At 65.3% G+C, this 11796-nt stretch carries 13 protein-coding genes; 11 read left to right on the top strand and 2 right to left on the bottom strand.

Features of this window, described 5'->3' with window-relative positions:
• Positions 1-280: 280 nt before the first annotated feature.
• The 6 genes from JW958_03065 (at position 281) to JW958_03040 (ending at position 6599) form a co-directional block, all read left to right on the top strand.
• The gene (locus JW958_03065; protein MBN1825220.1) at positions 281-1204 is read left to right on the top strand and encodes a radical SAM protein; all 924 of its coding nucleotides are present in this window, start codon (positions 281-283) and stop codon (positions 1202-1204) included.
• Positions 1205-1384: 180 nt separating this feature from the next.
• Complete coding sequence (locus JW958_03060; GenBank protein MBN1825219.1) at positions 1385-2647, top strand: MFS transporter; 1263 nt, start codon at positions 1385-1387, stop codon at positions 2645-2647.
• A 161-nt stretch (positions 2648-2808) separates the two neighbouring features.
• Positions 2809-4170, top strand: a complete 1362-nt coding sequence (locus JW958_03055) for a hypothetical protein (GenBank protein ID MBN1825218.1) — start codon at positions 2809-2811, stop codon at positions 4168-4170.
• A gap of 250 nt (positions 4171-4420) precedes the next feature.
• On the top strand, positions 4421-4828 hold the full coding sequence (locus JW958_03050; GenBank protein MBN1825217.1) for a GNAT family N-acetyltransferase: 408 nt from the start codon (positions 4421-4423) through the stop codon (positions 4826-4828).
• Positions 4825-5997 carry an alanine racemase gene (locus JW958_03045; GenBank protein MBN1825216.1) on the top strand — a complete coding sequence of 391 codons (1173 nt, stop codon included), beginning with the start codon at positions 4825-4827 and terminating at the stop codon, positions 5995-5997. Before JW958_03050 ends, JW958_03045 begins: the two co-directional genes overlap by 4 nt.
• Positions 5998-6134: 137 nt before the next feature.
• Positions 6135-6599 (top strand): tryptophan-rich sensory protein, encoded by a 465-nt coding sequence (locus tag JW958_03040; GenBank protein ID MBN1825215.1) that lies wholly within the window; start codon positions 6135-6137, stop codon positions 6597-6599.
• Positions 6600-6620: 21 nt separating this feature from the next.
• Here JW958_03040 and JW958_03035 read toward each other — a convergent pair whose 3' ends face one another.
• The gene (locus JW958_03035) at positions 6621-7736 is read right to left on the bottom strand and encodes a nitronate monooxygenase (GenBank protein MBN1825214.1); all 1116 of its coding nucleotides are present in this window, start codon (positions 7734-7736) and stop codon (positions 6621-6623) included.
• A gap of 98 nt (positions 7737-7834) precedes the next feature.
• On the opposite strand from JW958_03035, the gene JW958_03030 reads away from it, so the two are divergent.
• The 5 genes from JW958_03030 (at position 7835) to JW958_03010 (ending at position 11214) form a co-directional block, all read left to right on the top strand.
• Positions 7835-8485, top strand: a complete 651-nt coding sequence (locus JW958_03030; protein ID MBN1825213.1) for a TetR/AcrR family transcriptional regulator — start codon at positions 7835-7837, stop codon at positions 8483-8485.
• Positions 8486-8534: 49 nt separating this feature from the next.
• Positions 8535-9461 (top strand): carbohydrate kinase, encoded by a 927-nt coding sequence (locus JW958_03025; GenBank protein ID MBN1825212.1) that lies wholly within the window; start codon positions 8535-8537, stop codon positions 9459-9461.
• A gap of 152 nt (positions 9462-9613) precedes the next feature.
• Positions 9614-10183, top strand: a complete 570-nt coding sequence (locus JW958_03020; GenBank protein MBN1825211.1) for a nitroreductase family protein — start codon at positions 9614-9616, stop codon at positions 10181-10183.
• Between the two features lie 33 nt (positions 10184-10216).
• Positions 10217-10432 (top strand): PspC domain-containing protein, encoded by a 216-nt coding sequence (locus JW958_03015; protein ID MBN1825210.1) that lies wholly within the window; start codon positions 10217-10219, stop codon positions 10430-10432.
• Positions 10429-11214 carry an amidinotransferase gene (locus JW958_03010; GenBank protein ID MBN1825209.1) on the top strand — a complete coding sequence of 262 codons (786 nt, stop codon included), beginning with the start codon at positions 10429-10431 and terminating at the stop codon, positions 11212-11214. The genes JW958_03015 and JW958_03010 overlap by 4 nt, the downstream gene beginning before the upstream one ends.
• A gap of 13 nt (positions 11215-11227) precedes the next feature.
• Here the strand turns inward: JW958_03010 and JW958_03005 are convergent, their stop codons facing one another.
• Entirely contained in the window at positions 11228-11773 is a 546-nt protein-coding gene (locus JW958_03005; protein MBN1825208.1) for a hypothetical protein, read from the bottom strand.
• Positions 11774-11796: the final 23 nt, after the last annotated feature.

The raw sequence follows: 11796 nt of genomic DNA, 5'->3' as shown, positions 1-11796 counted from the left end.
GAAGGGAGACCGGTGGGGGAAGAGAATGAATCGATACCGATTCCAAACGCCCCGGACTCCGAGAAGGATTACCCGTCCGTCCTCCTTACCCCACCGTGCCCCGAAGGGAGACCTGTGGGGGATGGAAAGGCACCCTCACCCCCACCCTCTCCCGCAAGCGGGAGAGGGGAAAACCGATTTCGATTTGGATACCGATGCCGATACCGATACCCCGTCCGCCTCGCTCCCCCGCGGATGCTATACTCACACTTCGAACCATCTCCCCGGGAGACGAAGCGCCATGACCGAAACGCTCACCCCCCTCCTCTCCGCCTGCCGTTGCTGCCCACGCGCCTGCGGCGTGAACCGCCTCGCGGGAGAGATCGGCTACTGCGGAACCGCGGCGGAGATCTTGGTCGCGCACACGGGCCTTCACTTCGGAGAGGAGCCTCCCCTCTCGGGAACGAAGGGATCGGGAACGATCTTTTTCGCCGGATGCAACCTCCGCTGCGTCTTCTGTCAGAACCATCAGATCAGCCAGGAGTTCGACCGGCGGGAGTGCCGGGCGCACGACGCGGCTTCCCTCGCGTCCGAGATGCTCCGCCTCCAGGAGGCGGGCGCCCACAACATCAACCTCGTCTCCCCCTCACACGTGGTCTGTCAGGCGGCGGACGCGATACGCGAGGCGAAGGAGAGAGGGCTCCGCGTCCCGATCGTCTACAACTCGAACGGATACGACTCGGTGGATTCCCTCAGGAGGATCCGCGGTTTGGTGGACATCTATCTTCCCGATCTAAAGTACCTTTCCGAAGAGATCGCGGAGCGCTATTCCGACGCGCTCGACTACGTGGAAATCGCCCCCGCCGCCATTCGAGAGATGTGGGAACAGGTCGGTTTCCTCGAGACGGACCGCCGGGGAATCGCCACGCACGGCCTCCTGGTCCGTCACCTGGTTCTTCCCGGCCGGTTGGAAAACAGCCGGCGATGCCTCCGTTTCCTGGCCGAGCTATCCCGCGAGATTTCCGTCAGCATCCTGTCCCAGTATTCTCCCCGCCACCGGGCGGCCGATTATCCCGAGATCGATCGTTATCCGACGGTCGAGGAGTATCGGGAGATCGCCGAATTCGCTCTCCAGATCGGTCTCTCGAACGCCTACGTGCAGGAGATGGAGAGCCGCGACCACTACCTCCCCGATTTCAGTCGGGACCGTCCCTTCGAAACCTAGCGCCGGCGAAACGCCGATACCGGCCGACGCGACGCCTCTCCCCCCCCCACCGGAAAACACCTCCATCCTCCGGGGCGATCTCGTGATAGACTTTTGTTGCCCGGTGGCTGTCGGAACCCCCGCCCCCGCGGCGCCGGTGGGAGATTCGCCGTGAACGCGCGCCCACGCCTCCATTCGGACCTGCGAAGAGCGCTCCGGGGGAACATCCTCCCGCTCGGCCTCGTCAGCCTCCTCACCGATTTCTCCAGCGAGATGATCTACCCGCTTCTCCCCGCCTTTTTCTCCGGCCTGGTCCCCGCCGCCGCCGCCGCCGTTTACATCGGTCTCATGGACGGCGTCGCGGAGAGCGTCTCCGGCCTCTTGAAGATCTGGTCCGGCGGATGGAGCGACCGGAGCGGGCGGCGGAAGGCTCTCGCGCTCGCCGGGTATTCCCTCTCCGGCTTGGCGCGGCCGTTGATCGCCCTGGCCGCCGCCGGATGGCACGTGGTCGCCCTCCGTTTTCTCGATCGCGTCGGCAAAGGGATACGCACGGCGCCGCGCGACGCGTTGATCGGTGAAGCGGCGGATCCGGACGTGCGTGGACTCGCCTTCGCTTTTCACCGGATGATGGATCACGCCGGCGCCGTGAGCGGCCCCCTCGTCGCCGCCCTCCTCCTCTATCTCTTCCTCGGACGGGGTTTTCTCTGGGTCCGCGGAAGCGGGCCGGCCGGTCCCGAGGAGATGCACGCCCTGCGCCGGCTCTTCGCCTTGGCGCTCCTCCCCGGAATCGCCGCGTCGGTCATCTTCTGGCGCAAGGTCCGCGAGATCCCTCGACCCGCCTCCATGCCCCCGGCCGGCGCCGGGGGGAACAGAACGTCCGGTCCGCCCCGATCCTTCTACTTCTTTCTGTCGTCGGTGACCGTCTTCACGCTGGGGAACAGCACGGACCTCTTTCTCGTCTTCTTCGCCCAAACCCGCTTCGGACTGGGTCTCGGTTGGATGATCGCCCTTTGGATATTACTTCATTTGTCCAAGATTATTTTCAGTCTGCCGGGCGGCCGTCTTTCCGATCGGATCGGGAGACGACCCGCCATTCTGATCGGTTGGATGGTCTATGCCGCCGTCTACGCCACGATCCCCTCCGCGGGGGGACTCACGGCGGTCTGCGTGCTGCTCGTCCTCTATGGGGCGTACTACGGATTGACCGAGGGGGCGGAACGGGCTCTCATCGCCGATCGCGTTCCCGTCGCCTCGCGGGGGAGGGCGTACGGCCTCTACCACGGAGCGGTCGGTTTCGCGGCGCTCCCGGCGAGCCTTCTCTTCGGCCTCTTCTGGGCGCGGCTCGGTCCGGCGATCGCCTTCCGGATCGGCGCCTCCTTGGCGGCGGCGGCGTGCATGCTGCTTCTCGCCGCGAGACCCGGACGGAATGAGGCGGAGAGGGCGCCGGACGGGCGGGGCCGCTGACGCGCGCCGGGAGACCGGCGGCGACTCTCGCGGCGGCGGAGAACAAGGAGGGACCACCCTCCCCCTTTCTCCTTCCCCCCACACCCACCCTCTGCCAGAATCAGTCGGTGCGGCGCGCCACGGTCCGCCCCCCGGGGCCCGAGATCGAAGGTAAGCATCCGATGAGCCCACTCGCGTCCATCACCGCGTTCGTTCGCCGCGCACCGCTTCGAACGGCTGCTTGGCTCGCCGCCTCGTGGATCGCGCTCGCCGCGCTCTATCAGGTTCTGGAGCGCATGGGCTTCCACGAAGAGATGCCCCGTCTTTTTCCGATCTCCATCTTCAGCGGCCCGGCGCTCCATCCCGCAGGCGTCCCCTGGATCCTTCTCTTCGCGGCGACGCTCTTCTTCGCGACGGCGCGAGCCGAGCGCCTTCGTCCACGGGGCGTTTTCGCAGCGGCGTTTCTTCTCGTGCTTTTCGGGAACCTGGGGCAGGGAGGATGGAAGGCCGGCTTCGAAGAGCCCTTCACCGCGGGGGATATCCGTTACTATCACGACGCCGTCAAGATTCGCGACGCCGGGGCGTGGCTCGGAGCGTTTAACGAAATCCAGCCGGACTTGCTCGTTCATTCCCGCACCCACCCTCCCTTCGCCGTCCTCCTCCACTATGGAATCCTGCGGACGGGAGGGGGCGCCGCGGCGCTCGGCATCTCCTTCACGTTGCTCGCCCTTCTCGCCCTGCCGGTCACGGGCGCGATCCTACGAGAACTGGGAGTCCCCCGCGAACGCCGAGGCCCGCTCCTCATCCTGTTCGCCGTCCTGCCGGCGGTGAACATCTACTCCGCCGCTTCCTTGGACGGCGTGATCCTCTTGCCGGCGACGCTCTTTCTCTACGGGCTCGTGCTCATCGGACGTCCGGGGCGCGCCGTCGCCGGATTCCTCCTCGTCGCCGCCGGTTTCACCGGCGTAAACCTGCTCACTTTCGGCGGCACGTATCTTCTTCTCGCCGGCGGCTTCGCCGGGGTGATCGAGCTGCTCCGCCGGGAGCGCCCCCGCTCCCTCGCCGCCACCGTCGTGGCGCTTCTTCTCTTCGGCCTCACCGCTCTCGTCCTGCGGCGTCTCTGCGGATACGATCACGTTCTCGCGCTGCGGACCGCCGCGGATTTCGAAAACCCCGGGGGATTCCTCGGGCGCGTCGATCCGGCCGCTTACTTTCTCACGCGGATCGAGAACGTCGCCGAGATCGCCTTCTTCCTTTCCTTCGGCGCGCTCGCGGCGCTCGTCCGCTCGAACGCCGGCCGCGCCGCCCTGCAAAACCTCCGGGACCGGGGAACGGGCTTTCTTCTCGCCGGCGCGGCGGCGCTCCTTCTCCTCTTTCTCGCCGGCGCCTACAGGACCGGAGAAACCGCCCGCACATGCCTCTTCTTCTATCCCTACCTGCTCCTCCTTTTCCGAAACTCCGGCGAACGCGGACTGCGGGACGCGATCCTCCTCGCCGGCTTCCAGACCGGCGCGATGCAGCTCTTCACCGGCTATTTCTGGTAATCGCACCGGGAATACAACTCATGTTTATGTTCTTTATATTACTATACAAATAGTATTTTCTCGATTCGTCCTTGTGTTCGCGGCTGAATCGTGTTAATAAAGAGATAGCATGTCTCCGGGGCGCGCGGCGGGAGCTACCCTCGAACCCTCTGACAACCGACGATTTCGTTTTGCCCGTCTCATCCGAGCCATAAGCCGAAAGGGGAAACCCGTGGATTCGCGTTTGTATTTAGTCCGACGTCCGGATGAGATGCCCGATTGGATCGATCGGGACCGTCTCGTCCGTTTCTTTCACGATCACATGAAGCCATACGAAGACCGGATCGAAGACATCCGTGACGCCCTGGACTACGCCTTCTCCGAAAGCGATCGGGCGGGCGGTTTCCTGGTGCTCGCGGAGACGGGAGGGGAACTGGTCGGTGCGCTTCTGATGCTCCGCACGGGGATGTCCGGCTACGTCCCCGATCACATCCTCCTCTTCGTGGGCGTTCGCTCGGATCTGCGGGGCCGCGGCCTCGGCGGCCGGATCGTCCGGCGCGCTCTGGAAGAGTGCGACGGCGACGTCAAGCTGCATGTGGAATACGACAATCCCGCCAAACGGCTTTACAAGCGGCTCGGTTTCACATCCAAGTACGCGGAAATGAGGATCACGCGATGAATCGCGTTACCGTCGACCTGGAGGCGCTCCGGCAAAACCTCGAGACCATCGGGGACTGGATGCGCGCGCACGGAGCCACCTGGAGCGTGGTCACCAAGGTACTCTGCGGCCACGCGGAAACGCTCGAGGCGTTGCAGATTCTGGGCGTCCGTTCGATCGCGGACTCGCGGCTCCGGAATCTCCGCGCCATCGAACGGATCATCCCCTCCTTCGAATCCTGGTACCTCCGTCCGCCCCACCCGTCGATCATCCCGGAGGTCGTGGAGCTGGCGGACGTCAGCCTGAACAGCGAGATCCGAATCATCGAGCGTCTGAACGAGGAGGCGGCGCGGCTCGACAAGATTCACAGGATCGTGATCATGATCGAGTTGGGCGACCTTCGGGAAGGAATCCTCCCCGGCTCCCTCGTCGACTTCTATCAGAAGGTGTTCGAGTTGCCGAACATCACCGTGCTCGGCATCGGCGCGAACCTCGGTTGCCTGGCCGGAGCGGTGCCGGACATCGATCAGTACATGCAGCTCGTCCTCTACCGGGAACTTTTAGAGCTGAAATTCGGCAGGCAGCTGCAGCTCATCTCCGCGGGGTCGAGCGTGGTCCTGCCGCTGGTCCTGAAGAACGAACTCCCCAAGTCGATCAACCACTTTCGGATCGGCGAATCGCTCTTCCTCGGCAGCGACCTGGTCGGCGGGGGAACCCTGCCGGGCCTCCGCAACGACGTGATTCTTCTGGAGGCCGAGATCGCCGAGATCAAGGAGAAAAGCCTGGTGCCGACGACGGAAACCGCCGGCATCCAGCCCTTCGAGATGAACGGCGACTCCCAGCACAAGCCGGGCGACCGCGGCTACCGCGCGCTGGTTACCGTGGGGCAGCTGGAAACCGCCGTGGAAGGGCTCACGCCGGTCCGCGAAGACTATAGAATCGCCGGCGCCAGCAGCGACATCACCGTGGTCAACCTGGGCGACAACCCGGAGGGGCTTCACGTGGGGGACACCATCGCCTTCCGGGTGGACTACGCCGCCCTTCTCGGTCTGATGAACAGCCCCTATGTCGACAAGAGGGTGGTTCCGCCTCTGCAAGACCTCCGGGACGCCGGTCCGCGGGATCCCGGCGCCGGAGTGGATCCGGTTTTCTCCGATCTGGACGGCGACGGGACGGAACGCGGGGAGTGACGCCGGCGCGATCCGCCCCCTTTTCCCATCCAATCCTCTTGGCTTTAAAAACCGCTTCGCTTATTTTCCCTGAGCGGGGAGCGGCGGATCGACGAATCCGACCGCCGGCGGGAGGCGCGCCCCATACGGAGAGGACGATGAAGAAATCCCTCGGAATGCTGGTCCTTTTCTTCGCAGCCGTTTTCTCGGCGGCGGCGGTCGGCTCCATCTGGATGCCGGGGGAGTGGTATGCCTCCATCGCCAAACCCGCCTGGACCCCTCCGAACGCTCTCTTCGGCCCGGTCTGGACGGCGCTCTACGCGATGATGGCGGTCGCGGCGTGGCTCGTATGGCGGGAAAGGGGTTGGCGGCGAGGAGCGGCCCCCCTCGGTCTCTTCGGTCTCCAGCTTCTCCTGAACGCGGCGTGGACCGGTCTCTTCTTCGGTCTCCGGAGGCCGGACGCCGCCTTCGTCGAGATCGTTCTTCTCTGGATCTCGATCGCGGCGACCGCACTCCTCTTCCGCCGCGTCCGTTCGCTGGCGGCCGTTCTTCTTCTCCCCTATCTCGCTTGGGTCGGTTTCGCGGCGGCGCTCAATCTCGCGATCTGGGTTCTGAACCGATAGACTCCTCCGCCGGTCCGCCCCTCAGCCCGAAACCGGCGCGGGCGCGGCCGACACTTCAAATTCCCGAACGAGTGAGAGGATCAACTCCCGGACCGACAGAAGACCCGTCGTCCGAAAGGCGTTCGCTCCAGCGAAGGCGAAGCCTTCGTCCAGGCGCCCCTCCTTGGCGTTCATGAGTGCTTGGGCGATGCAGTAGGGGGCGTTCCGGACATCACAGGTTTTCAGGCACTGCCAAACACAGCGGTAAGGTTTCTTGATACCCGAGGCGACGTCGCTCAGGAATTGGTTCGAGATGGCGCGGCCCGGGAGACCGACCGGGCTATCGATGATCACAAGCCCCTCCTCCCCGCACTCCAGGTAGGCCCGTTTGAAATTCTCGTGGGCGTCGCACTCGTGGGTCGTCACGAAACGGGTTCCCATCATCACGCCGCCGGCCCCCATCTCGAGAAAACGGCGGATGTCCGCGCCGGAGTAGATCCCCCCCGCCGCGATCACGGGAATATTCTTCCCCATGCTCCGCTCGAAGGGCCGAACCTCCTCGATCACCTCGGTGACCAGCCGCTCCAGGGTGTGGTCTTCGCGTTCAATGTCTCCCCGGTCGAAACCGATGTGTCCGCCGGCGAGTGGACCCTCGACCACCACGGCGTCCGGCACATGGTCGTAGTTCCTCTCCCAGAAACGGAAAATCGCGCGGACCGCCCGAGCCGAGGACACTTTGGGGGCGAAGAGGGTCTTCGACTTTTTCAATTCCTCCGACCGGAGCGTTTTCGGCAGGCGGAGCGGAAGACCGGCACCCATGATGACCAGGTCCACCCCTTCCTCCACGGCGACACGGACCATCTCTCCGAAATCGGTAAGCGCGACCATGATATTGACGCCCACGATTCCGCCGGTGCGGCTCTTGGCGCGACGGATCTCGTTCCTGAGGGCGCGGGCGTCCGCCGACGGAAGGTCCGAGGCGAAATCCGGTTCCATTCTTCCGATGCCCGCCGTGGCGATCACCCCGATTCCCCCCTCATTCGCCACGGCCGAGGCGAGACCGGAGAGGGAGATACCCACCCCCATTCCCCCCTGCACAATGGGGATCTTAGCCGTCAGGTGCCCAATTCGTAATTGGGGCAACTTATCTAACTTCATATTTTCCTCCGAGTTTCCCAATGTTGACAGCGTTAACATAACACGGAATGTTGACAGTGTCAACCCATTAGGATAGCCTCGGCGACGAAAGAGGGCTCATGGCGAAAAAGCAATATCATCACGGAGACCTGCGCCAGCGATTACTTGAGACGGCGGAAAAGATACTCGTCCGGGAAGGCGTGGAAGGACTGACCATGCGCCATCTGAGCGAGAAGGTCGGCGTCTCCCACACGGCTCCTTACCGGCACTTCGCGGACAAAACCCTTCTGCTTTCCTCCGTCGCCGAAAAAGGATTCCTCAGGCTGCGAAACCGCCTCGTCGAAGCGGCCGGGGATCGCGGGGACGGCGCGGTGGCCCGTCTCGAGAGGATCTCCCTCGCCTACGTCGAGTTCGCCGTGGAGAACCCTTCCTTCTACCGGCTCATGTTCGGAACGGAGGCGGTGACCCACTCTCCTCCCCCGGAATTACAGGCGGCCGCGCGGTCCGCTTTCGAGATCGGGATCATGACCTTAAAAGAGTGCCAGGAAGAGGGGAGCATCCGCGCCGAGGATCCTCATCTTCTGACCTCCCTCGCCTGGGCGACGATCCACGGTCTCTCCACGTTGTTGATCGACCGGCAGGTCCGCTCCATGGAAGCCCAAGGAGGCGCGCACGCGCTGGTCGTGGGGGGGGAGGGGGACGGCTCGGAAGATCTCCGAGGGATGGCGCGCATGGCGATCCGATCCCTCCTCCGGGGAATGAAGGCATAGGCGCGGCGCGGCCCTCGTCCGTCCTCGCCGTTCGGGCGGGACAACACTCATGACACGCGAAGATCCGATCTTGGACATTCTCGGCCTCGGCGTCTCCGCCCTGGACCTTCTCCTGTTGGTGGAGGAGTTTCCCTCGGGCGAGGGTGTCGCCCCGGCGCTCGAAACGTCCGTACAGGGGGGCGGACCGGTGGCGGGTGCCCTCACGGCGGCGGCGAGGCTCGGCGCGCGCACCGCCATGATCGACCGGATCGGCGACGACCGGCGCGGCGTGTCGATCCTGGAGGAGTTCCGCCGGGCCGGCGTGGACGCGAGCCTGATCCGCGTCGAGCCGGGGCGCGAGTCCGCCGTCGCGTCCATCCTGGTGCGACGACGGGACGGGGCGAGGTCGATCGTCTTCGCCCCCGGAACGGGTCCGGAGATGGACGCCGGCGACGCTCCCCTCGAACGGATCGCCTCGGCCCGCTTCCTGCACGTGAACGGCCGCCACCTCGGCGCCTGCGCCGCCGCCTGCCGCCACGCCCGCGAAAAGGGAGTCACGGTCAGCTTCGACGGCGGCGCCCACCGCTATCGTCCCGAACTGGACCCGATCCTCCGTCTCACGGACATCCTCATCACGGCCCGAGAGTTCGCCGAACGCTTTACGGGTGAATCGGATCCGGAACGGGCCGCCGCCGCGCTGATCGACGCCGGGGCTTCCATCGCGGGGGTGACCGACGGCGCGCGGGGGAGCACTTTCCGGGAAAGGTCGGGCGACCGGTTTCATCAGGCCGCCTTTCCGGCGGATCCTCTCGTCGATACGACCGGCTGCGGCGACGCTTTTCACGGCGCTTTCCTCTTCGGTCTCTCCCGCGATTGGGAAACCCGGCGCGCCGCCCGTCTGGCCGCCGCCGTCGCCGCCCGCGTCGCGACCCGCCTCGGCGGGCGCGCCGGCCAACCGACCTTCGAAGAGGCGAAGCGTTTCGCCGGCGGCCTCTGAACAGGCTCCACCCCGACGCGACAAAGCGAACGCCATTCCTCATCGAGACGACACTCCCTTTCCGGAAGCATCCACGCCTCCGATCGGTTATGCTGGCGGAACAACCCCCAAGACGCCGCGCGTGACGCGCACGACGGGAGGATCGACGAACCATGATCCGCGAACTGGTCGAGAAAAACCGAAGCTACCGGCGCTTCGACGGCGCGGCCGCCCTGGACCGGGAAACGCTGCGCGACCTGGTCGGCCTGGCCCGCCTCGCCCCATCGGCGGCGAACCTACAACCTCTCAAGTATCTTCTCTCCTGGACGCCGGAGACGAACGCGTCGATCTTTCCCCACCTCGCCTGGGCTGGCTATCTGGAGGATTGGGACGGACCGGAAGCCGGGGAGCGCCCGACGGGATACATCGTCATCCTCGCCGACAAGACGATCGCCGAGGAGGTGCGATGGGACCACGGTATCGCGGCGCAGACCATCCTACTCGGTGCGGCGGAGAAGGGGTTCGGCGGTTGCATGATCGCCTCGGTCGAACGGGGGAAGCTCCGGGAAGCGCTCGCGTTGCCGGACCGGTACGAGATCCTGCTCGTCGTCGCCCTCGGGCGCCCGGCGGAGCGCGTGATCGTCGAATCGGTCGGCGACGACGGCGACATCCGCTACTGGCGGGACGAAACGGGGATCCATCACGTACCCAAGCGCCCCCTGGACGACCTGATTCTGGAGTGAAGAGGGGATGAAAGAATGCGGAAACGAAGCGACATGTTAAAACGGTCGGACGACCATATCTTCGGCGGCGTCTGCGGCGGCATCGCCGAGTTCTTCGGTTGGTCCCCCGGCAAGGTGCGCCTTCTTTATGTTTTGGTCTCGATCTTCTCGGCGGCCTTTCCGGGAATTCTCACGTACATCGTTCTCTGGATCGTGATGCCCGGCCCGGACGCGCACCCTCCCTTCCGCATGGAAGATCCCGGGCGATGAGCGATCCGCGCGCCGACGCCTGCCGTTTCTCACGCGCCGTCGCGCGTCGCCCGGGGCCGGATTTCGCCGGAGGGATCACCGCCGCGGATCTGGGTCCGCCGGAATACGACCGGATCCTCCGCCAGCACGACGCCTACCTCGACGCCCTCCGCCTGGCCGGTCTCGACGTCGCCGTTCTCGAACCCCTCACCGGATTCCCGGACGCCTACTTCCCCGAGGACGCGGCGGTGGTCTTCCCCGAGGCGGCGGTGATCACGCGCCCCGGCGCCGAAGCGCGGCGCGGGGAGACGCCGACCATCGAGGAGGCGCTCCGCCCTCACAGGCGCATCGAAAGGATCGAACCGCCCGGCACGATCGACGGCGGTGACGTGTTCCGTCTCGGCGGGACCTTCTTCGTGGGGATTTCGGGGCGGACGGACCGGGCGGGGGCGGAGGCGTTGGGCGCGATCGTCGAACGGTACGGGTACGCCTGGGCCCCCGTGCCGGTCCGCGAAGGGCTGCATCTCCGCTCCGGGGCGAACCCTCTCGGCCCGGGAACCGTTCTCCTGCACGAGGTTTACCGGGACGAACCCGCCTTCCGCTTCTTGGAGAAGGTGTTCGTCGAACTCGAGGAGGGTTACGGGGCGAACGCGCTCCGCGTGAACGACACGATTCTGATCGCCGCCGGATTTCCGCGCCTCCGGGAGAGGATCGAGCGCCTCGGCGCGCCGGTGATCCCCCTCGGTCTCTCCGAGCCGCGCAAGATGGACGGCGGCCTCACCTGTATGTCGCTCCGTTTTTAACCGCGGGCGGATCCTAGTCGCAGCTTCTTCCGAAGATCACGACGGGCCGGAGTACTCCCCCGGCGCTGGAGAGCACCACGCGGTTCTTCTCCCACTTCAGCTCCATCGCCTCGTTGGTGTAGATCGGCAGGTATCCCTCGGGAAGCGTCACGTTGATCTCGTGTCCTGTCGAATAGAGAAAGTTGAGTTTGGCCACGTCCAGAAAATACGCCTCCGGATCCTTCATGCGCGCCACCACGCGAAATTTCATCCGCTCGTTGGGGCCGAGAGGATTGGGGAGCAGGATTCGGAACTTGGGCTTCTTCGCCTCCCCTTCGTTGATCGCCTCGTATTTGAGCTGTCCCCCTCCCTTCTCCGGCGCGGTGTCCAGGATCTCCATTTCGTCGTAATCGTAGGGGAGCACGTCCATGGAGGTTTTACCGACGCCGCTCGCCTCGAAGCGGTAGGTCACCGTCCACTCGTGCGTGGTCGGATCTCCGAGATCGACGGTGAGCACGGCAAGCGCCGCGCCGGGCAGCAGCGCAGCGAGCGTTCCGAGAAGAAGAAGCGCGCCTTTCATGTTTCCTCCGAGTGAACCGCCCC

Source organism: Candidatus Eisenbacteria bacterium, assembly GCA_016930695.1.
Classification (GTDB): Bacteria; Orphanbacterota; Orphanbacteria; order Orphanbacterales; family Orphanbacteraceae; genus JAFGGD01.
The sequence above is the reverse complement of the archived record's forward strand: the minus strand, read 5'-3'. Positions and strand labels throughout refer to the sequence as shown.

What these genes read in the sequence shown, in the direction of transcription:
- JW958_03040 (MBN1825215.1), top strand. Translation starts at nt 6,135, where the DNA reads ATGAAGAAATCCCTCGGAATGCTGGTCCTTTTCTTCGCAGCCGTTTTC.
- JW958_03015 (MBN1825210.1), top strand. Translation starts at nt 10,217, where the DNA reads ATGTTAAAACGGTCGGACGACCATATCTTCGGCGGCGTCTGCGGCGGC.
- JW958_03035 (MBN1825214.1), bottom strand. Translation starts at nt 7,736, where the DNA reads ATGAAGTTAGATAAGTTGCCCCAATTACGAATTGGGCACCTGACGGCT.
- JW958_03010 (MBN1825209.1), top strand. Translation starts at nt 10,429, where the DNA reads ATGAGCGATCCGCGCGCCGACGCCTGCCGTTTCTCACGCGCCGTCGCG.
- JW958_03025 (MBN1825212.1), top strand. Translation starts at nt 8,535, where the DNA reads ATGACACGCGAAGATCCGATCTTGGACATTCTCGGCCTCGGCGTCTCC.
- JW958_03055 (MBN1825218.1), top strand. Translation starts at nt 2,809, where the DNA reads ATGAGCCCACTCGCGTCCATCACCGCGTTCGTTCGCCGCGCACCGCTT.
- JW958_03050 (MBN1825217.1), top strand. Translation starts at nt 4,421, where the DNA reads ATGCCCGATTGGATCGATCGGGACCGTCTCGTCCGTTTCTTTCACGAT.
- JW958_03005 (MBN1825208.1), bottom strand. Translation starts at nt 11,773, where the DNA reads ATGAAAGGCGCGCTTCTTCTTCTCGGAACGCTCGCTGCGCTGCTGCCC.
- JW958_03045 (MBN1825216.1), top strand. Translation starts at nt 4,825, where the DNA reads ATGAATCGCGTTACCGTCGACCTGGAGGCGCTCCGGCAAAACCTCGAG.
- JW958_03065 (MBN1825220.1), top strand. Translation starts at nt 281, where the DNA reads ATGACCGAAACGCTCACCCCCCTCCTCTCCGCCTGCCGTTGCTGCCCA.
- JW958_03020 (MBN1825211.1), top strand. Translation starts at nt 9,614, where the DNA reads ATGATCCGCGAACTGGTCGAGAAAAACCGAAGCTACCGGCGCTTCGAC.
- JW958_03030 (MBN1825213.1), top strand. Translation starts at nt 7,835, where the DNA reads ATGGCGAAAAAGCAATATCATCACGGAGACCTGCGCCAGCGATTACTT.